The sequence below is a fragment of the Scytonema sp. NUACC21 genome, assembly GCF_054684315.1.
The window spans coordinates 1-21749 of sequence record NZ_BAAFZH010000093.1 but is presented as its reverse complement, the minus strand read 5'-3'; the positions used below and the strand labels follow the sequence as shown (position 1 = coordinate 21749).

Here is a 21749-nt window from a genome sequence, read left to right as displayed (position 1 = left end):
TTGGAAGGCTTTTATTCCTTACTAAAACTTTAAAAACTCTCCTAGGATACAGCAATGATGAATTTTTATGAATTTCCAGACAATTTTTTTTGGGGTGCTGCCACAGCCGCCTATCAAATTGAAGGAGCATCGGGAGAAGGGGGACGCAAAGCCAGTATTTGGGACACCTTCAGTGCTACACCAGGAAAAGTGCTGAATGGTGATACTGGTGCCGTAGCCTGCGACCACTACCATCGCTACGAAGCAGATGTGGAACTCATGGCAAAATTGGGCATCAAACACTATCGCTTTAGCATTGCCTGGACTCGTATTATTCCTGATGGTCGTGGCACCATAAATGAAGAGGGTGTCGATTTTTACAAGCGTTTGGTAGATTGCTTGCACGAGCATGGTATTACCCCTCACGCCACCCTATTTCACTGGGATAGCCCTCAAACACTGGAGGATTTGTACGGTTCCTGGCAAAATCGCCAAATGGCATATGATTATGCTGATTATGTTAGGGCAGTTGTCACGCGCTTGGGATCGCGCATTACTCATTGGATGACCCTCAACGAAATTTCCTGCTTTACTCATTTAAGTTATGACGTAGGGCTGGAACCTGCCCATGCACCAGGTAAGGTAGTCACGCGTAAAAAAGAAGTCTGGCAAACTTCTCACCACGCCTTACTAGCTCATGGATTGGGGTGTCAAGCTATTCGGGAAGCCTCACCCGTTCCCTGTGAGATTGCTTTGGTTGATAACATCGCGGTAACAGTTCCGATTAACGAGTCTCCCGATAACATTACAGCCGCAAAGAACGCATTCCATACCAATTGGGTCAATGGCGGTATTATTTTCCCCGCCTTAACTGGTGCGTACAGTCCAGCAATGCTCGATCTCTTGGGACAAGAAGCCCCAGATATTCAGCCAGGGGATTTAGAAACGATTCATCAACCCCTTGATGCTCTTGGTTTAAACATCTACAGTGGCACCTATGTTCGTGCTGCCGAGAATAAACTAGGTTACGAATTTCTGGATTTACCCAAAGGTTATCCGCGAATGCATATGCCTTGGTTAAATATTGTGCCTGAGAGTATCTATTGGGGTATCCGTCATATCAGTGAAACATTGGGGCGACAAGACCTTTGCGTGTATATTACTGAGAATGGCTGTGCGGCGCAAGATGAAGTGAACGATCGCGGTGAAGTAATTGACACTGACCGGATTATGTACCTGCGACAGTACCTTAAATCTGCTCATAGAGCAGTGAGTGAAGGATATCCTTTAAAAGGGTATTTTTTGTGGAGCTTGATGGATAACTTTGAGTGGGCTTGGGGGTACGACCGACGTTTTGGGATTGTGTATGTAGATTACAACACGCAGCAACGCATTCCTAAAGCTAGTTTTGAATGGTACGCCGAGTGTATCCGTCAAAGTAGAGTTGTTTAAAGCGGTAAAATTTGTTTTGTACGGGTTGAATGAAACAGGCATGAATGATGCACAAAGTTGGTATATAGTCAAGCGTCCTGTTGGTAATTGCGAAATTATCCCCCACAATCAAGCGGCAGAGGAAAACAATCCAGAAATCATTGAGCGATGGGGTCCGTTTGCCTCTCAAGGGGAAGCGATCGCACGTCGTGTAGGACTTATTAGAGCTGGCAAATGCCAACCCATCTAACTCATTAAAATTTCAGCCCCATCCTCGCCAAAATATCCCCACCCTGCTTGTGCCAAGAGTGGGGACTTTCACGATAACTTACTTCTCAGTGTGTTACCTTCCTGCCCTGGGATTACCCTGTTGAGCAATTTGCTTGCCCAAAACCTCCACTGCTTTAGCAAATTGTAGGTCTTGTAAGGTACCAACCTTTTCGCGTTCGCCAAGCCACAATTCCTGTCGCTGTTTATCAGTTAAATCTACGACTACATCTGGGTGAATTCCCGCTTTATTAATATCTTTACCATTGGGGGTAAAGTACTTCGCAATTGTGACTGCTATTCCCGAACCATCGTCTAGAGGACGAACAGATTGTACCAAGCCCTTACCAAAGGTTTGACTGCCAACTAGAACAGCACGCTTATTATCTTGCAAAGCTCCTGAGAGAATTTCACTAGCACTTGCCGAACCTTTGTCTACCAGAATCACCAATGGCTTATTGGTTAAAGCACGCCCATTTGCGACTTCTCGTTCTACTTCTGCAAAACGATCCTTAGTAGAGACGATGGTGCCATTATTTAACCACATCCGGGCAATTTCGACGCTGGAGAAGAGCAAGCCGCCTGGATTATTTCGCAAATCTACAATATACCCAGCTACTTGTTTATTTTCTAAACTCCTAATTGCCTGTTGCATTTCCTTAGCGGCGTTAGCACTAAACTGCTTCAGACGGATGTAACCAATATTACCTACTGGAGACTGCTTGGTCGAAAACTCCACAGGATGAATTTCAATTTTAGCCCGTGTAATTCTAAACTCTTTTGATTGACCGTTCCGTAAAATTGTCAGGTTAACTGACGTTCCTGGTTCACCTCGGATCAAGGATACTGCTTCATTGGTATCCATGCCCTCTGTACTTTTTCCATTAATTTTGGTGATAATGTCTTTTGCTAAAACACCAGCCTTAGCAGCTGGTGTATCCTCAATTGGCGCAATGACAGTCAATTTTTTGGTTTTCTCATCCATACCAATTTGGATACCAATCCCGGTGAGTTCACCAGAGGTATCCACCTGCATATTCTTGAATTCCTCCGGGTCCATAAATCGGGTGTAGGGGTCATCAAGCTTCTTAAGCATTTCCCGGATGGACTTATAAGCTTCCTGCTTATTGGTATATGACTTGTTGAGATACTCTTTACGAACAGCCTGCCAATCTACTTGATTGAAAGTACCGTCTACATATTGGCGTTGAATAATTTGCCAAACTTCGTCTACTAATTCCTTTGGACTTTCTTTAAATAAAGCCTGTCCCTGCGAGTGAATGCCCAGGCTAGTGACTGCGATTGTAGCTAATGTCACCGCCGTAGCTCCCAAAACAAGCTCACTTCTTGTAATCACCATAATGACAGCTGCGCCAGACGGAAATTTTAATATTCAGTATGCCCAATCTAACACAGGGTTCCACTGTACAGAATGAACATATTTGCTTATTTCTAAAAAATCCTTTGTAATCCGGCGACCTAGGTGGTTGCCGGTACAAAACTTGTTGAAAACTTTAAGGATCTACCCAGCGTCCATCAGCCTTAATCAAGTTAATTAATTCTTCCACTCCCTTATCTTCTGGCACTTTTTTGATTTCTTCTCTACCTCGATAGAGAGAAATATAACCGGGGGTTTTACCAACGTAGCCGTAGTCAGCATCAGCCATTTCTCCGGGTCCGTTGACAATACAACCCATAACCGCTATGTCCAATCCGGTTAAATGTTTGGTAGCTTCCCGTACTTTATGCAAAACTTCTTCTAAATTAAACAATGTACGTCCGCAGGAAGGACAAGCAACGTATTCCACCATTGTCTTCCGCAATCCCAAAGCTTGCAGAATACTATAGCAGACGGGACTTTCTTTTTCTGGCGCTTCTGTTAGAGAGACGCGAATCGTATCGCCAATACCATCAGCCAGTAGTGTAGCAATACCAGCTGTCGATTTGATTCGTCCGTATTCACCATCACCTGCTTCAGTTACACCCAAATGAAGGGGATAATCCATACCCAGTTCATCCATCCGCTGTGCTATGAGGCGGTAAGCCGCCACCATCACTGGCACCCGTGAGGCTTTCATGGAAATGACAATGTTGTGAAAGTCCAAAGATTCACAAATGCGAATAAATTCTATGGCTGATTGCACCATACCTTCTGGAGTATCGCCATAAGTGAACAGCATCCTTTCAGCAAGAGAACCATGATTCACTCCGATTCGCATTGCTTTGCCTTGATCTCGCAACGAAATGACCAATGGCTCCAGAGTTTCCCGAATTTTTTCCCCAATTTCGTCAAATTCTGCCTGAGTGTACTCCGTTCTGCTGGGGTTTGGCTTTTCAAAAACATACAACCCTGGATTAATCCGTACCTTCTCTATATGTTTGGCAACTTCCAAGGCAATTTTCATGGGGAGCCACCCTCGTGCGCGGGTTTCCCGCGTTGAGAGGAGTGGCATTGGGCACTCACTGCCCACCACAACTTAGATTTGGTGGGCAGTGCCCACCCTACAAATACTTAGATTTTTTCAATAATTAAACTGGATTCCTACATCATTCTTTCATAAAGCTTAGTGATGCTGTCAACTGTAGGGATAGCTGACGCACACGCTTCGCGAATGCGAACGTAATTCGTAATTAAAAGTACAACTACGAATTACGAATTATAGCGGTTTTTAGTTGGGTGCAATACACATAGCAGTGCGAACAACCGTATGCCTGTCGGCAAGCTACGCTAACGCCCCTACAACGTCTTAATATCACTGTATTGGATTCCAGTGAGAAGCGCTATATTGTAAAGCGGTTACACTACTGCTGCTGTTGCTTTCAACTCGAAAATCTTTTCAATCACATCTTCTACCACTTTATCTGGCGTAGAGGCACCAGAGGTAATTCCTACAACTATTTCGCCCTCTGGTAACCAGTTTTCTGTGATTGTCAACTGTCCACTTAATTCTCGATGCTCAATTCTGTTTCCTGATAGCAGCCGCGCCCCACTATCAATATGATAAGAGGCTAGCCCCCGTTGAATTGCTATCTGTTGCAATTGTGTGGTATTTGATGAATTAAATCCACCAATAACAATCATTAAATCAAGCTTCCGCTCTACTAAGTCCAACATAGCATCTTGACGTTCTTGGGTAGCATCACAAATTGTGTTGAAGTTTTGGAAGTGCTTATTTAACTCAGTTGGTCCATATTTTTTCATCATAGTATGCTCAAACAGTTTCCCAATTTGCTCGGTTTCAGTTTTAAGCATTGTGGTTTGGTTAGCAATACCAACTCGTTCTAAATCTTTATCGGGGTCAAAACCAGAGGAACAAGCTTTACTAAATTTTGCTAAAAATTCTTCGCGGTTTCCACCATTGAGAATGTAGTTAGATACATACTCAGCTTCTTTCATATTCAGCACAATCAGATATTTGCCAGCAAAAGAACTGGTTGCCACTGTTTCTTCGTGCTTGTACTTACCGTGAATAATAGAGGTATACTCTCCTTTTTTATGCTTTTCAACTGTATTCCAAACTTTAGCTACCCAAGGACAGGTTGTATCGACAATTTTGCAACCTTTTTCGTTTAAAATTTGCATTTCTTGAACGCTGGCTCCAAAGGCTGGTAGGATCACAACATCTCCAGAACCAACGACAGAAAAATCTTTTTTGCCTCCTTCCACAGGAATATGCTCTACTTCCATTTCCTGCATCCGTTGATTCACCGAGGGATTGTGAATGATTTCATTGGTAATCCAAATCTGTTCGTTAGGAAAGTGCTTGCGAGTTTCATAAGCCATTGCTACAGCGCGTTCCACACCCCAACAAAAACCAAACGCTTGAGCTAGATGGATAGTAACATCACCGCGAGACAAGGTATAGTTATTGTTCCGAAGTTCTTGAATCAATGGGCTTTGATATTCTGACTCCAACTGCGTCGCGACTTCTGCTTGGTGACCAAATCCTTTACGATGGTAGTTTTCTGAATGCTGTAGAGAACGTTTAAAAGCTTTGGTATCCATTGGTTTTTCTCTTAAAGTGCCATTTTTTATTTTCCCTTGCAATTGACATTACGACACGCTTCATCTTCTGGCAATGGGTTGGAGCAAAAATGTTGAGCGCAGTTGGCACATTTAAAAACTAAAAAGATAATTTGGGGTGGGGAACGGGGGTTTGCTCGTTTCCTTGGGAGTTATAGGAATCGTTCTACACTTCGGAAGCCCAGTTCACAAGAGGAGCAGTAAGTTTGGAGAAAGCAGGCAGATTTGTTATCACCTGCTTATTTACCAGACAACTCTGTCATCTTCTTGTATTTTATTATAGTTGCATTGAGTCTCGCTAATATAGCATTTGTCTCTTTCAAGAATTTGGGTGAACAATGCCGCAACAAGTACAAGGCTAACCATTAATAGTAACCAATTCTTAAAAGATTTATTGTTTCCTGCGGTCACAACTTCTCCTTTGATGTTAGCTTTTTAAATACTGGAGAGCTTTTATTGCGATCGTTAAGTACTAGTACACAAAGGCTGGAATATGAAGGTTAAAAGATGAAATTAACAGGCTTATTCTGCAAGCTTTACAACGATTTACAATAATAACCTTATTTGCGCTGATGTGTACTAGATAAAATTAGGGCTAGATTTTTTCAAGATTCACAATGTAGCTCTATTACAGCACATTTCAGGTAAATGAAGTATACCCGTAGGTTCAAACGGTTCGCCCTTACAACAATCTGTACCTCCTCCGCGTTGCAATCTGCTATATCTAGTTGTTTAATTTATTCTTAATACTAATTTTGTCTTAATAAAGTTAATTCATAACATTTATTTGAAACCTTAATTTGATGTTTCAACATTTCCTTCATCAAGCGTAGGGTAGGCAGTGCCCACCGTTCGCTCTTTATTAGAGTAGGGCGGGCTACAAAAATCTGAATTAGAGTTGGTAGGTCTATCTGACTTTTCACGCCATTTGGAAAAATCAACGCTCTTATCTAACCTCCCAACCCCCTTACCTACAAGGGAAGGGGGAGAATTCAAAGCCTCTCAAAAGCAGGAGAGAGGAATGGAAGTGAGGTTTTCCAGATCCCGTGAAAAGTAAGGTAGGTCTATGGTGCAAAATTGCAAGTGGTGGGCAGTGCTACAAAAATTGTTAATTTTAGAGCGGAAAAGGAGTAATTGATTTTTAATACTAATTTGTCTTAATAAAGTTAATTTTTAATCTGCTTGCCCAAATTCAGTGAAATGCAGGGCAACCGAATAATTCATAATTCGTAATTAAAAGTTCATGAATTACGAATTGGAGCGAAGCGACTTGACGTAGGGCGATAGCTTCGCTTCTGCTCTCCGAGGAGATCGCATAGGATACATCAACAGAATGTTAAGAAATTTCTACCGAATTGTGTTCTTTTATGCTGGGTTTCCTATTCCCATCTAAAACGCAGACGCTTTTTTAGTATCTAAATCTGGAGACTGTGCGAAACTATTTTTGTTCAACTCAATTTGACTGTACAACTGTAGCGCAGACCTCCAAACTAAGTATCCTTGGGAGTTGAGGTGTAACCCATCTGTACTGAGTTCGGGACGCATATTACCTTGCTTGTTGGCAAACAAAGGATATAAATCTAAATATCTTACGCCTTCTTTTTTGGCTATGTCTTCTAGTTGCCGATTTAATTTGAGGATGCGACTGTTAGGTATAGCTAGCAGTTTTTCTCGCCCTTCCCAAGTCACTTGCTCGACTCCATGTGGCAAAATTGACTGGACAACAATTTGCGCCTTTGGGTGATTGGAAACTAGGTAGCGTACAATTTGTTGCTGATTGTCTAAAATTGTCTCATCGCTGACCCCCCGAATTAAGTCATTGATACCAATCATGACAAAAATTGTTTCTGGTTGAGTGGAGTTAAATATTTCCAATCTTTTTAATAATCCAGTGCTAGTTTCTCCAGAAATTCCTTGATTCAGCCAATTTCTGTCTTGAGGTAGTAACTCAGAAGGAAACCACAGACTGAGAGAATCTCCCGCTAGTATGGTTAAACTTTCAGGTTTTTTTTCGGCAGCGACTTTAGCTTCTTTCTGGAGAATGTCCACCCATTGCTGATAGCTGAGCTTGTGGCGTGGTCCCAAGTTGGGTACGGCAGCTTGGGCTTGGGGTTGATTGTTTGGGTTGATGGAAGTGGGTTTGGTGAATGCCCCAAACAACGCTGTCAATTCCTGCTGTCGGGCAATCAACAGGGCGAGTGCTAGTATCAGAAGGACATTGGTTGTCAAAGAGAGAAATGCCCAAATAGGAAAGGTTTTTGCAGGAGTGTTCACGACTAGCTTAATACAGTAAATTTTTGACTCAGATTTTAACTGAATTCCTAAAATCAGCCCACATTGTATCTTAAAGTTAATGTCGAATCTTTTTGAAACGAGATATTTTGTCACAGGTTTTACAATATTAAGTAAGTCGTCATTAATAAATAAAAATACGTTACAAAATGTAAATGCATCTAAAACTTTTACTAATAAACGCCACTTGCTACAATGCGGGAACCCCGCCTCCTTTCCCTGGTCCGATCGCCTACTTTCTCTGGGTTCGCCGCAACGTAGTGGCTCTCAATGACAGATGACTGAGGACGACCCTTACCAGTTACGTTTTTCTCACCAACCTACTTAAATCCCCACCATACTTTTGGCTAAATATAGCGGGGATGGGTTAGTTTGCTATTCTCATTTACTTATTACTGATATTGATGCGTTCTCCAAATTCCTCGTTGTATCCTTCTTCACCGTGTTCGTTGATATCCAAACCTTGAAATTCTGCTTCTTCTTTGACTCGCAAACCCACTGTAGCGTCTAGAATTTTGAGAATAACCCAGGTACCAACTCCAGCAAAAATGTATGCAACAGCGATCGCTACCAGTTCTACCAGGAGTTCACCCGGATTCCCATATAACAAGCCATTTTTTCCGCCTGAATTGACTGTCGTAGTCGCAAAGACACCTGTCAGGATTGCGCCCACTGTACCACCTACCCCATGTACGGGATAGGTATCTAAAGCATCATCGATATTGACTTTGTGCTTAAAGCTAATGGCGTAGAAGCAAATAAAGGCAGTTATGCTCCCAATCAGAATTGCTGCTAGGGGTGTGACAAATCCTGCGGCTGGAGTAATGCCTACCAATCCAGCAACTGCTCCTGTAGCTGCACCCACGGCTGTTGGTTTACCCCGCAATGATTTTTCTAGAATCAGCCAGGTTAAAGTCGCTGCGGCTGCACTTGTATTGGTGTTGACAAAAGCAGCAACTGCTAGATTATTTGCTTCCAATGCACTACCTGCGTTGAAGCCAAACCAGCCAAACCATAATAAGCCAGCGCCCAGCAAGATGAAGGGGACGTTATGAGGGGGGCTGAGGCGATCCGGATATGTTTTCCTCGCCCCAAGGACGATCGCGGCGACGAGGGCAGAGATTCCGGAACTGATATGGACGACTGTACCACCAGCAAAGTCAAGAGCTCCTATACCACCCAATAAACCCAAAAATCCTCCTTTACCCCACACCATGTGGGCTAGGGGGGTGTAAATAAATGTTGACCACAACAGTACAAACAAAGTGTATGCTGTGAAGTTCATCCGTTCGGCAATCGCCCCAGAAATCAAAGCTGGGGTAATGATGGCAAACATGGCTTGATAAATCATGAATGCCTGATGGGGAATCTTGGGTGCATAATCGGTTGTCTCAAAACCAACCCCATTTAAACCGAACCATTGAAATCCGCCGATGAATTTACCAAGAATTGAATCATTAGGTGCAAAGGAGAGACTATACCCCCACAGTACCCAAGTTACACCAACTATTCCCATCAGCACAAAGCTCATCATCAGGGTATTGAGGATGTTGCGCGATCGCACAAATCCCCCGTAAAAAAAGGCTAACCCAGGTGTCATGAGCAACACGAGTGCTGCTGAAATCAGCATAAAAGCTGTAGATCCTGTATCGGGAGCGGGCGGAGTTGCGGTACCTTGAGCAACAGCATTACCTATCAACGGTCCACCCAGAAACATTAGGGTCATAACCCCAATCATAAAAACTTTCTTCAACACTTGCTTTTGTTCCCGCGCACCAACAATTTTGTGTGAGGTATATATATTTCAGTTACTTTTGATACAATAAACCGTATCTAAAGTTACAAAACCTTGATATTTTTACAATATTAATGGATTTTATACTTCTTACTGCAGTTGTCAATTCATTAAGATTTATGTAATAACTCCCCGCTTAGCAAATTTAGTCAATACTTAAGATTTTTGGGAAAACAAAAAGCCTGCTCGGGCAGGCTTCTTTTGTACATGATTTCTGACTTTTGAGAAGTTACAAGGTTGTAGGTATATCTCCAGGTCGCGAAACCCCACCTGCGTGGCTACCCGCTTCCGTAAATCCGCTTGCACCAGTTTCTTTTAGGAATCCGCTGTAAGCTTCCATACCGTGTTCGCCAATATCCAAGCCTTCGATTTCCTCTTCTCTGGATACTCTGATACCTAAAGTTGCTTTAAGTACCAGCCAGAAGATCGTGCTCAAGAGAACGGTCATACCGCCAACTGAAACAACACCCAGCAACTGAGTTAAAAGTTGTCCTAAGCCCCCACCAGCGAACAACCCTTTTGCTGGACCAAGGGTCTCTGTGTACCAGGGGAAAGTTGCAACACCAGGACCAACAGCAAATAAGCCAACCGCTAAAGTCCCCCAGATACCACATACCAGGTGAACTGAGGTTGCTCCCACTGGATCGTCAATACCGATTCTGTCAAAGAAGGTGACAGAGAAAACGACCGCAATTCCAGCGACGAGACCAATGATAAAGGCACCAACGAGAGTGACGTAAGCACAAGACGCTGTGATGCCAACCAAACCTGCCAAGATTCCATTGATAATCATCGAAAGGTCTGGCTTACCCAAATACAACCAAGCTGTTACTGTAGCAGCAATGCCACCGACAGCACCTGCCAAGTTAGTTGTTAAAGCAATGTGAGTGATTGCATTGGGATCGGCAGCCATCGTTGAACCGGGGTTAAAACCAAACCAGCCCAACCATAAAATTAAACAGCCTAAAGTAGCAATGCTCATGTTGTGACCGGGTAGGGCAACAATTTGCCCATCTTGATATTTACCCAGACGCGGTCCGAGGAACGCAGCTCCCATTAATGCTGCCCATCCACCAACAGAGTGAACCACTGTGCAACCGGCAAAATCCCAGAAGCCCCTATCTGCGAGCCAGCCAGCTCCCCAAATCCAGTGCCCGGTGAGGGGATAGGCAATACCTACAAGTAAGAGGCTGAAGATTAGGAAGTCAACAAACTTAATCCGTTCGGCGACAGCACCAGACACAATCGTTGCTGCTGTTCCCGCAAATGCCAACTGGAATAAAAATTTGCCAGCCAGTGGAACACCAGCCCAGCTCAGAGCACTGAAAACACCTTTGTAGGCATCTCCTGTTGCAGGGCTGTTATCTGCACCTTGCAGGAAAAAGCCGTTCAAGCCAATGAAGTCATTGCCATTGCCAAACATCAAACCAAAACCTATTGCCCAAAAAGCAATGGTGGCGAGAGCAAATACAATCAAGTTTTTGGCAAGAACGTTAACTGCATTTTTCTGACGGCAGAAGCCGGTTTCTAACATACAAAAACCAGCGTTCATGAAGATGACTAAAAAGGCTGCGATCGCTACCCATAGAGTATCTAGCGCTACCTTCAGGTCTGCTGTGGTTGGGCCTGCTGGGGTTTGAGCTACTGCCGCACACCCCCAAGCCAGCACAATCATGCAAGCTAAAGGGATACAAGCTTGCCAGCTTGGAGACAAGCGCTTGATAGATGCGCTCAATTTCTTGACAAATAGATTATTTTGTGCTGATATTCCCCGATCTAATAACCGCCGCCTATTTTTTTTCCTCGATTTGTTTTTGTGTGTGCTCTTTATCATCATGCTCTTAATCATCCTTCTACCGGAAAAACACGTTGAGTAAAGATTAGGTAACGTCTGAAGCCTGGTGGGAGTCGTTTTTTACATTTGACATTTAAACAAGTCGGTTACTCAAACTAGCCGATTTTCATTCCCATTGCGGTTGATTGAAAATCATAATGCCAAATTAAGTTTGTTCGCCGTCAATAAACTGGTGCTACCTCTACAGCTGTTCCTAATATTCTTAAAAAATTATTATGTAATTTCCAAAACCGTCAAGACCACTTTATTGACTCTTTACTAAGTACCTTTTGGAGGTACTAATATCGTTAGTTTACTCGTTATAACATAATACTTTATCGAGCTACTAAAAATCTTTGCAACACAATCTCAATAAGCTAATTAAGTGCTTTTTGGGTTAACTAGTCCCTTTTTACTGCTATTTTTATAGCTTTAATGTTTTTTCCTCCTGTTTCCTTGCTCAAGCGTTGTCTGATATCTTGTATTTATTTAAATCCCACTGTCTTGGTAAAGCTGTCGATCGTTCACTGTCAACACTTTTCAAACTATCTGAAGCAGAATGAATATATCATCCTCATTCTGTAAATTTCAATACAGTTTTTTTGAAAAACTTTCTAACTATTCTCTAAAATTTTTGTTTTGTTATCTCCCACACAAATCTACAGATGTTCAAAATTTATTCATAAGTTTCATGAATTATTTTTGCAAGGCAATCTCAATTTGACGATTGTCCTTTTTGCATTAACAATTGCAATGGTGTCATAAGGTATACTGTCATGGGTGTAAATAATTAGTCACGTAATGCCAGTATTCACCGAAACTCATTCTTAATCAAGTAAAAAATAATGTATAAAGAATAACTGATTCATCCGGAAGAGCCCATTTGTTTTAGATATTCTTGATAGCCAAGATGTTCTAGGTTGGCTTGCTTAGCCATGACTGTTTCCAACAAATTCTGACGGTATTGCTGCACTTTTTCCAGTAATTCTGGTTGATGGGTAGCAAGAATTTGTACTGCCAAAAGACCAGCATTTTTTGCATTGCCTATAGCAACAGTTGCTACTGGTATACCTGCGGGCATTTGTACTATAGAATATAGTGAATCAACTCCTTGCAAGTGACGGCTGAAAACAGGAACACCAATCACAGGGAGGGGAGTCAATGATGCTACCATTCCAGGAAGGTGGGCAGCACCACCTGCGCCAGCAATAATCACCTTGATACCACGTATATGTGCTGACTTAGCATATTCCACCATACGTTCTGGAGTACGGTGGGCGCTGACAATGGCAACTTCAGATGTTACACCAAATTCTTCGCAAACTGCGATCGCACCTTGCATGGTTGGCAAATCTGAATCGCTACCCATGATAATTCCGACAAGAGGGGTCATAATAAGGAGGGGACTCTGGGAGAAATTAGTGTATGGAGATCATAATCTCATTTATGGAGTCGATAAGGTACACCTATGTGTGTTGATTTCTGATTCAACAGGAGAGAGTTGCCTCTAAAATCAGTTCATACAAAGCTGTTTCTCTCGCCAACGTATGTGATGACAGAAGCAATATATAGCCCCATTGCTACTCCAGTAGACATTATCAATGCTCGGGTGCCAGGTTACAAAGAGTTACAGATGATCTTGTTAAATCCCCAAGGCATTGTCGAGCACATCCTACCCATGTCTCAAGTTCTCGAACGCGTCCCACCAGAAAACTTGCAAGTTTGGGATGTTGCAGGTGACTGGATTTCTTTGGGTGGCGTCGATTTACAGATTAACGGCGCGTTGGGATTGGCTTTTACTGACCTTTCACCAGAAAACTCGCACCAACTGACAGACATTTGTAAATATTTGTGGAATTTGGGGATAGACGCCTTTTTACCCACTCTTGTCACGACTTCAGCAGACAATATTCAGCGGGCTCTTGCTATCATAGCTAAGCATATGCTGACTCAAAAAGTGGGTGCCAAAATTCTTGGCGTGCATTTGGAAGGTCCGTTTCTGAATTATGGAAAACGTGGCGCACACCCAGCAGAGTATTTATTACCATTAACTCTAGAAGAAATCAAACGGGTTTTGGGTGATTACGCTCATATTGTGAAAATCATTACCCTAGCGCCAGAATTAGATTCAACGAATCAAGTGATTCCCTTTTTGCGTTCTTTGGGCATCACTGTTAGTCTCGGACATTCTCTAGCCACCGCCGCCCAAGCACAATCTGCCTTTGAATTGGGTGCAACAATGGTAACTCACGCTTTCAATGCTATGCCCCCATTACACCATCGCGAACCTGGATTATTAGGGATGGCAATTGTCAATCCTAATATCATGTGTGGTTTTATTGCGGATGGTCAGCACGTCTCACCAACCGTGCTGCAAATTTTACTCCGCGCCAGCATTCCTGACGCTCAAAAGGAAATTCATCAAAGTTTATGGGATGGGCTTTTTCTTGTGAGTGATGCCCTTGCACCTTTAGGTCTACCTGATGGGGTGTATCCTTGGGATAATCGCCAAATTGAAGTGACACAAGGAACAGCACGTCTTTTTGATGGAACTTTATCAGGAACAACTCTTCCTCTACTTACAGGGGTGCAAAACTTGGTGAAGTGGGAAATTTGTAACGTAGATAGGGCGATTTCACTTGCCACTGCTGCACCAAGAAGCGCCATTGGTTTACCCACAATTCTTTACAGTGCTTCTGCTACTCAATTGTTACGCTGGCACTTAAAAGAATCTACAAAAGAACTATCCTGGCAAAGACTATTGTCTCATGTTTCGCGCTAAGCTGATGTCGCTCGCCGCAAAGTTCTTCTTAACCTCTTAGCGTCAAGCGCGTCTTTGCGTGCGATTATTCATTTGGGAAACCTTGAAAATCGACTTTCATGAACGTAACTGACGATAAAACCATTGTTAAAGACTATTTCAACTCCACAGGTTTTGACCGTTGGAGACGTATTTACGGTGATGGTGAAGTTAATAAAGTTCAGCTAGATATCCGTAATGGTCACCAACAAACTGTGGATACGGTGACATCCTGGCTGAAAGCAGATAACAATCTGCCAGGGCTGTCCATTTGTGATGCTGGGTGTGGTGTCGGTAGCCTCAGCATTCCGCTTGCAGAAGCAGGGGCAAAGGTTTACGCCAGTGATATTTCTGAAAAAATGGTGGAAGAAGCCAAACAACGAGGCTTAAACATTTTCGGAAATGGTGAAAACCCCACTTTTGTTGTGCAGGATTTAGAGACTTTAAGCGGTAGCTATCATACAGTCATTTGCTTGGATGTTCTCATCCACTATCCTCAAGACAAAGCGGCAGAGATGATTTCTCATCTTTGTTCTTTATCGCAGTCACGATTGATTCTGAGTTTTGCGCCGAAAACTTTTGCCCTCACTTTATTGAAGAAGATTGGCAGTTTCTTTCCCGGACCTAGTAAGGCGACTCGTGCTTATTTACACCGAGAGTCTGATGTGGTGAAAATTTTGGCAAGTAATGGCTTTTCGGTTCAACGTCAGTCTATGACTCGAACTCGCTTCTACTTCTCTCGTTTACTTGAAGCAACTCGCTCTTAAGTAACTGGGTACAAACAACCATAACCGTGTTGTTCGTCATTTGTCCTTTGTCCTTAGTTTTTTGTATCGCGAATGACTAATGACTAATGACTAATGACGATAAATTCTCACTGGAAGCTTAGGGAAAGTGAGGTTAGAATCACAAGCAAGGTTGAAATAAGAGATACAAGAATTTATGAAGACTGCTGAAAAATTGGCGGCTGGTTGGCTACTCACACTTGGCTTCATGTTTTTGACGCTATCAGCATCTGCAACAATCCAAAAAAATAATATGCAGAAGCCATTTCCACCTGGTTTACATGGCGAGCAAGAAATGATAAACAAAGATGCTATTAATTTACTAGATAATACTATCTTTCACGGTCTGGTTTTCGGCGTTCCTACCTCAATACTGGGGATATGGCTGGCGTTGGGATTGTATCGTCAAAGTCAGCAGGATAAAAAGGCACTTAAGCAGCAGGCGAGTGAGGAGCTACAGTCTACTTTTTACCGTATGCTTCAAGATAATAACGGACACGTTACTCTTTTAAGTTTTGCAATGCAGTCTCATATACCGCCAGCAACGGCAAGAAAATATTTAGATGAGCAAGCAAAAATATTTAATGCTAATTTTAAGGTAAGTGAAGAAGGGGGAATCTCTTACCATTTTGACCTGTAAAAAGCAATTTAGCACAGTTTCATACCCCCATGACCCAAATTTTTTTGACCATAGCAGCCATACTAGGCGGATTGTCTGTTGCTTTAGGTGCCTTTGCCTCTCATGGCTTGCGAGAGAAACTTAGCGAGCGATCGCTAGAAATTTTTGAAATTGGGACTCACTATCAAATGTACCATGCTCTTGCACTGTTGGCAGTGACATTGTTACTCGCTCAAAACGAGTCTCCTTCACCAGCCCTTGTTGCCAGTGGATGGCTGTTTATCATTGGTATTGCCATTTTTTCGGGAAGTTTGTACGCTCTGAGCCTGAGTGGTGTTAAGTTATTGGGAGCGATTGCCCCTCTAGGAGGGGTTGCTTTTATTGCTGGTTGGGGTGCTTTGGCTTTTGCTGCTTGGCATCTAAAATTTTAGATTCCATGACACGTTGTCATATTTCCTCTTGCGGTGCGGGCTTCCAACCCGCCATTTACAAAAGACGGGTGAGGACGCCCTACCACATTCAAAGGAGAATTTATTTCTTGGAAATCCCTAATGTAGGAGGGCTGGGTGCATTTCCAAAAGGACTTCATCCACTAAATTTTTCAACGTCTCCTCATCAATAGTAGTTCTGGATTTAGAAGCTGCGACTAACAAGACTTTAGCTACCCAGTCTGCTAAAGCTAGATTTGATGCTCTAGCAGCATCTTGCATCAAAGGTTGTACTGAGGCTGGAAGGCGTAAAGTGACAGTGAAAGTCTCTTGGTTTTGAGGCTGGCGTTTTTCTGAATCTGTTAGACGATGAGCCCAAAATTCACAGCTTGCGCCTCGCGTATCACCATTTTTCTCTAAATAGTTCAATATCCCCAATTGAAAGCAATAAAAAGTTTCTTTGTTTGGAAGTGCTTCACTGCTGCAATGCTGACAGTTCCAGCAACTGCGCGTTTGATTTTGGTTTGGTAAGAGATGACTCTCAACAGTAATGTTGCAAGAAGGACTTTCAGTAGAACTCAAAACATCGCTTGTTTGATTTTCCACTTCCTGTTTTTGCCGTCCACCGTTCTTGCGCGTTCTTGTACCATCCAGTTGCTGGTACTCTTTCACTACTTGCTGAACGTGGGCTGCTGTTACCTTACCATTAGGAGCCGTAGAAACTGCTTGATTCCAGGCTTCTCGTTGTTTTTCAGGTGGTAGTGCTACTAGAGGACGCACTTGAGCTTCGTTGAGGGGTAATTTTTGTGCGCAATTGCGCACATTTTCCAAAACGATCGCCGCGTCGATCAACTGGTAAGCTGTTCGTCGGGATATCTCCCAACGCTGGTGACAATACTCTTCAAAGGTGTTGTATTCTTGTCTGTACAAACGTTTTTCTCGGATTTGGCGTAAAGCTTGCCCTATTTCCCAAAAGGCTCTTAAACCCTTCTGGACTCTAGCCTCCAGACCTCTGAGTTCTACAGCCTCAGTTTCTGTCAGGATATTTTCTTTCTCAGGAAGATTTTCCTTTTCAGCTATGTCCGTTTGAGATTTCTGAGATAACCCTATTTCCTCACCTTCACAAGTGTTTTGGGACTCAAATGTACAATCAATGACATTATCCTCAAAGGATAACATTAACAAATTACCTCCTGTCTTGCCCCAAGCTTGTTTTACCAGCACTTCGCACTTCCCAATACAGGCTTGCTGATAAATTTGGGGTTTTTGATTTTTGCTATTTTGCACCGTGCAATAGTCATTATTGCATAGTGCAAGACAAATCGGTCATAAAATTTGAGTTTTTCTAGACTTTTTATTGCATCAAGCAAAGTGACTATTGCATATCTACAGGCATGGGGAGAGACTTGCAGTGTGTCTTGCCTTAAAAAGCTTCTAGAAACCTTGTAAATTCAATAGTTATGCTTTTAAACTAAGAGTAGAACCTTAGTAAACAAATACCGAAATGTCTTACCTGGATTGCGACTCGTTGCGAAGGGTAAGGACATATACTTATAGATTAAATTAATTGACAGGAAGAGTGCAAGGGTAAAACTTGTGACTATTGCTTCAGAATCCTCGCCTGTGCAGGTGCGCCAACAACGGCTGAGTCAGTTGATCAAAAAGTTATTAGAAGACGGTTGGACTCAAAGTAGCCTAGCTGAAGCTGTTGGTGTGGATTTTTCCACCGTGCATCGCTGGTTGAAAGGGAAGACTATTCCAGAATCTGACTCGAAGAATTTTCGTCAATTGGCAAAGGTGAGTGGTGGTAATCCCATGACACTACAGCTTTATCTAGATGGAGAGATTTCGCTCCTCATCTACCGTAATGGTTTAGAAAAAAAAGTAACATTAGCAACGAGGAATGACAGCAATTCTGATTCTGAAGATGTTAAAAAGGAAGTGCTAGATAAAATTTATACATTAAATCCTAAAGATATTGCTGAAGTCATTTCCCTGACAGTTGCATATTTAGCCAAACAAGTTTGATAGTCAAGCAACGTTGCAGCACACAATTAAATGATTTGCATTGAAAGGAACCCCGATTTAGCTGGAGTTCCTGAAATTTTTCTCGGTTTACCATATTACTGTTACTTTCAACCCAGACGTTCCATAGGAGTCAGACTGAGTACGACGTGCTTCTCTCTACAAACAAAGATGACGCTGATATAATGTGAAGTTATATGAAGTACTGGTAACATCATGTCAGGTAAGTTGCCCATAATTCGCGTATTACCCCCTCCCGGCTTCACAACCCCTAACCCTAAATCAGGACTGGGTTGAAAGTCGGGTAGTTTTTTTGTGGTCAATTGAAACAGACTTGATATTAGCAGTATATTTTGGCATTGAGAGGAGAGTAAGTGCGACCTTAACGTAAATTTATGCAAAATTTAAGTAATTCTTAGCCAAAAAGCTGAAAATCTACAGCATGGAGAGCAAAAGTCCCCTTTATGTGCCGATTACTTGCTTATCTCGGTTCACCTATCTCTCTAGAACCTTTACTATATCAACCCCAGCACTCCCTCATAGTGCAAAGTTATCAACCACGTGAAATGCTCTCTGGCGTGGTTAACGCTGATGGCTTTGGTGTTGGTTGGTATCATTCTTACAAAGAGACTGAACCGTTTATCTACAAAAATACATTACCAATTTGGAATGATGTTAACTTACCAAGTCTCAGTCGTTTCGTTGAGTCGGGATGTATCCTCGCTTATGTTCGCAGTGCTACACCGGGTCAAGCATTAGATTTTAGTAATTCTCAACCCTTTCAATATCAACGTCTGCTTTTTATTCACAACGGTCGAATTGACAAATTTCGGCAAACACTTTTTAGACCAATACGCAACCAATTAGACGATAAAATTTACAAATGGATTGGTGGAACTACAGATTCAGAACATATTTTTGCTTTGGTGCTGAACGAGTGGCTGATAAATCCAAAGGAAAGTTTAGAACAGGCTTTACGCACAACATTGCTCAAGCTGGCAGAGTTAGCGCAAAGCTATCAAACCTATGTTTTAGCCAATTTAGTCATCAGTGATGGACATCGCCTGATCGCGTCTCGCTTTAGCACTAAATCACCTGCTCCTTCTCTTTATTGGTTGTGTGACGATCCAACTTTTCCAAACTCCACGATCGTCGCTTCTGAACCGCTATTTGCCGGTCAATGGATTCCTTTTGCTGAAAATAGCATCATCAGTGTCGGAGATAACTGTGATATCAGAATTGAGCAAATCTAGTTTAAAAGAAACAATTTATTACACTTTTGAGGCTTGTCGCGCCAAAACTCTCACTCTTTTTGAGGGTATCGACGAAGCAACTTTTTGCCAGCAAGCCCATCCTGACTTCAGCCCCGTCGGCTGGCACTTAGGGCATATTGCTTACACCGAATCTTTGTGGCTGCTAGAACGCACTGCGAGTTTTCCATGCTTGTTTCCACAGTACCGCAAGTTGTTCGCAGCTGATGGCTTACCAAAAACAGAACGTGTTAAACTACCCAGTTTAGAGGAAACCCGTTATTACCTAGACACCATTAGAAGCAAACTTCTCCCTTACCTAGAAGTCGCTGATTTACAGGAGCAAGCCCCTCTTTGGCGCTTTATGCTTCAGCATGAAAGCCAACACAATGAGATAATTACTTTTCTACTGGAACTACTCAAAACTCAAAGGTCAAAGGTCAAAAGTCAAAGCCACCCCTTTACCCCCTCATCTCCCTCCCCGGAAATGATAGAAATCCGGGCTGGGGAATTTTACATGGGTAACGACTCAGTTGATGCTCTGGATAATGAACGTTCGGCACATCGAGTTTATCTAGAAACTTATTGGATTGACCGCTATCCGGTCACTTGCGGGCAGTATCGGATTTTTATGGAGGCAGGAGGTTACCACAATCCTCAGTGGTGGTCAAAAGCTGGTTGGGAATGGCTACATACAGAACTCGTAACACAACCACTTTACTGGAGTGGCGATCGCACTGAGGATAACCACCCTGTTTGTGGAGTCAGTTGGTACGAAGCAGACGCTTATTCAAGGTTTGTCGGAAAACGGCTACCCACAGAAGCGGAATGGGAAAAGGCAGCTAGTTGGGATGTTCAATCGCGTTGTCATCAAACATATCCTTGGGGAAACCAACAACCAACACCGCAACTTTGCAATCATGACAACTTCATCAAAGGAACAACACCTGTAGATGCTTTTCCTGCTGGGCAAAGTGCATATGGTTTGTACGATACTTTAGGAAATGTTTGGGAATGGACAGCTACTTGGTTTGATAGCTACCCCGGTTTCCAAAGTTACCCTTACATAGGTTACTCCCAAGTCTATTTTGACAACCAACATCGTGTTTTAAAAGGTGGTAGTTGGGCAACACGTCCTTGGGCTCTACGTTGTAGTTTTCGTAACTGGTATTATCCCAATGTACGTCAAATTCTTGCTGGATTCCGCTGTGCTAGCTAACTGCAATGCATGAGGAATTGCTTGATTTCACCTAAAGCGCGATCGCGGTAACGCCCGTAACGCTCTTGCTTGCTTTTAATTTTTTCACCAAGTTCTGGTAAAATCCCAAAATTAGGAGGCATTGGCTGGAAATGCTTGGGTGAAGCCGAACTGATAAATTCAAACAGCGCTCCCATCATTGTTGTATTTGGTAAAGTCAATGGTTTTTGACCCAAAGCTAACCGTGCTGCATTTGTCCCCGCTAACCAGCCACCTGCAGATGCTGCTGCATAGCCTTCAGTACCAATCAACTGTCCAGCACCCAATAATGTTGGACGCTGTTTAAATAGCAGACTGGGAAGCATAAGTTGTGGAGCATTGACAAAAGTGTTGCGATGCATTACTCCCAACCGCACAAATTCTGCATTCTCTAAACCAGGAATCAGCCGAAAGACACGCTTTTGCTCCCCCCAACGCAGGTTTGTTTGAAATCCCACCATATTCCAAAGTTGACCCGCTTTGTCTTCTTGCCGCAACTGCACCACCGCATAAGGACGTTCCCCTGTACGGCTATCCGATAATCCCACTGGCTTGAGGGGACCGTAACGCATCGTATCTTCTCCCCGCCGCGCCAGTTCTTCAATTGGCAAACAGCCTTCAAAAAATTTTGCTGTTTCCCGTTCAAAATCCTTCAATTCCACTTGTTCGGCTGCAGACACTTCCTGCCAAAACTGCAAGTACTGCTGTTTATTCATCGGACAGTTGAGATATGCAGCTTCACCTTTGTCATAACGAGAGGCGAGAAAAGCAACATCGCGGTTAATTGATTCTCCTACGATAATCGGGCTGGCAGCATCGAAAAAGCTCAGATATTCCATCCCAGTGAACCGACGTAAATCATCTGCTAAATCGGGACTGGTTAAAGGACCTGTTGCCAAAACGACAATTCCCTCTGGTATCACACGCACTTCATCCCGACGCAATTCAATTAAGGGATGGCGAGAGAGAGTTTCTGTCAAATC

General features: G+C 43.0%; 17 protein-coding genes and 1 pseudogene. 9 read left to right on the top strand and 9 right to left on the bottom strand.

The features are described from left to right. Positions 1-54: 54 nt before the first annotated feature. Together ACYRY3_RS26000 and ACYRY3_RS25995 are read left to right on the top strand one after the other, a co-directional pair. Positions 55-1431, top strand: coding sequence for a GH1 family beta-glucosidase (locus ACYRY3_RS26000; protein ID WP_460204520.1), 1377 nt, complete (start codon positions 55-57; stop codon positions 1429-1431). 40 nt (positions 1432-1471) lie between these two features. Then, complete coding sequence (locus ACYRY3_RS25995) at positions 1472-1660, top strand: DDE transposase family protein (protein WP_460204519.1); 189 nt, start codon at positions 1472-1474, stop codon at positions 1658-1660. Positions 1661-1753: 93 nt separating this feature from the next. On the opposite strand, the gene ctpC is transcribed toward ACYRY3_RS25995, so the two are convergent. The 7 genes and pseudogenes from ctpC to purE all read right to left on the bottom strand — a co-directional run bounded on the left by ctpC (position 1754) and on the right by purE (position 13015). Next, positions 1754-3037 carry a carboxyl-terminal processing protease CtpC gene (gene ctpC, locus ACYRY3_RS25990; protein ID WP_460204518.1) on the bottom strand — a complete coding sequence of 428 codons (1284 nt, stop codon included), beginning with the start codon at positions 3035-3037 and terminating at the stop codon, positions 1754-1756. Between the two features lie 154 nt (positions 3038-3191). Next, positions 3192-4082, bottom strand: a pseudogene (ispG, locus tag ACYRY3_RS25985) ((E)-4-hydroxy-3-methylbut-2-enyl-diphosphate synthase); the annotation flags it as partial. Positions 4083-4474: 392 nt separating this feature from the next. Continuing rightward, positions 4475-5683: a 4-hydroxy-3-methylbut-2-enyl diphosphate reductase gene (locus ACYRY3_RS25980; protein WP_460204517.1), complete on the bottom strand. Its 1209-nt coding sequence runs from the start codon at positions 5681-5683 to the stop codon at positions 4475-4477. Positions 5684-7090: 1407 nt separating this feature from the next. Further along, the gene (locus tag ACYRY3_RS25975) at positions 7091-7975 is read right to left on the bottom strand and encodes an SGNH/GDSL hydrolase family protein (RefSeq protein ID WP_460204635.1); all 885 of its coding nucleotides are present in this window, start codon (positions 7973-7975) and stop codon (positions 7091-7093) included. A gap of 403 nt (positions 7976-8378) precedes the next feature. After that, positions 8379-9731 carry an ammonium transporter gene (locus tag ACYRY3_RS25970; protein ID WP_460204516.1) on the bottom strand — a complete coding sequence of 451 codons (1353 nt, stop codon included), beginning with the start codon at positions 9729-9731 and terminating at the stop codon, positions 8379-8381. A gap of 286 nt (positions 9732-10017) precedes the next feature. Beyond that, positions 10018-11463, bottom strand: coding sequence for an ammonium transporter (locus tag ACYRY3_RS25965; protein ID WP_460204634.1), 1446 nt, complete (start codon positions 11461-11463; stop codon positions 10018-10020). A 1024-nt stretch (positions 11464-12487) separates the two neighbouring features. After that, positions 12488-13015, bottom strand: coding sequence for a 5-(carboxyamino)imidazole ribonucleotide mutase (gene purE, locus ACYRY3_RS25960; RefSeq protein WP_460204515.1), 528 nt, complete (start codon positions 13013-13015; stop codon positions 12488-12490). Positions 13016-13174: 159 nt separating this feature from the next. On the opposite strand from purE, the gene nagA reads away from it, so the two are divergent. The 4 genes from nagA to ACYRY3_RS25940 all read left to right on the top strand — a co-directional run bounded on the left by nagA (position 13175) and on the right by ACYRY3_RS25940 (position 16257). After that, positions 13175-14404 (top strand): N-acetylglucosamine-6-phosphate deacetylase, encoded by a 1230-nt coding sequence (gene nagA, locus ACYRY3_RS25955; RefSeq protein WP_460204514.1) that lies wholly within the window; start codon positions 13175-13177, stop codon positions 14402-14404. Positions 14405-14502: 98 nt separating this feature from the next. Continuing rightward, positions 14503-15189, top strand: a complete 687-nt coding sequence (bchM, locus tag ACYRY3_RS25950) for a magnesium protoporphyrin IX methyltransferase (protein ID WP_460204513.1) — start codon at positions 14503-14505, stop codon at positions 15187-15189. Positions 15190-15364: 175 nt separating this feature from the next. Next, complete coding sequence (locus ACYRY3_RS25945; protein ID WP_460204512.1) at positions 15365-15847, top strand: hypothetical protein; 483 nt, start codon at positions 15365-15367, stop codon at positions 15845-15847. Positions 15848-15876: 29 nt separating this feature from the next. Then, entirely contained in the window at positions 15877-16257 is a 381-nt protein-coding gene (locus ACYRY3_RS25940) for a DUF423 domain-containing protein (protein WP_460204511.1), read from the top strand. A gap of 117 nt (positions 16258-16374) precedes the next feature. On the opposite strand, the gene ACYRY3_RS25935 is transcribed toward ACYRY3_RS25940, so the two are convergent. Beyond that, the gene (locus ACYRY3_RS25935) at positions 16375-17541 is read right to left on the bottom strand and encodes a hypothetical protein (RefSeq protein ID WP_460204510.1); all 1167 of its coding nucleotides are present in this window, start codon (positions 17539-17541) and stop codon (positions 16375-16377) included. A 309-nt stretch (positions 17542-17850) separates the two neighbouring features. Between ACYRY3_RS25935 and ACYRY3_RS25930 the strand changes: the two genes are divergently transcribed. The 3 genes from ACYRY3_RS25930 to egtB all read left to right on the top strand — a co-directional run bounded on the left by ACYRY3_RS25930 (position 17851) and on the right by egtB (position 20748). Beyond that, a complete protein-coding gene (locus ACYRY3_RS25930; RefSeq protein WP_460204509.1) occupies positions 17851-18282 on the top strand; it encodes a helix-turn-helix domain-containing protein in 432 nt (143 codons plus the stop codon). A 461-nt stretch (positions 18283-18743) separates the two neighbouring features. Further along, positions 18744-19532 (top strand): ergothioneine biosynthesis protein EgtC, encoded by a 789-nt coding sequence (egtC, locus tag ACYRY3_RS25925; RefSeq protein WP_460204508.1) that lies wholly within the window; start codon positions 18744-18746, stop codon positions 19530-19532. Further along, the gene (gene egtB, locus ACYRY3_RS25920) at positions 19507-20748 is read left to right on the top strand and encodes an ergothioneine biosynthesis protein EgtB (protein ID WP_460204507.1); all 1242 of its coding nucleotides are present in this window, start codon (positions 19507-19509) and stop codon (positions 20746-20748) included. The genes egtC and egtB overlap by 26 nt, the downstream gene beginning before the upstream one ends. On the opposite strand, the gene trmFO is transcribed toward egtB, so the two are convergent. After that, a partial coding sequence (trmFO, locus tag ACYRY3_RS25915) for an FADH(2)-oxidizing methylenetetrahydrofolate--tRNA-(uracil(54)-C(5))-methyltransferase TrmFO (protein WP_460204506.1) occupies positions 20745-21749 on the bottom strand: 1005 nt, incomplete at its 5' end. The genes egtB and trmFO overlap by 4 nt on opposite strands.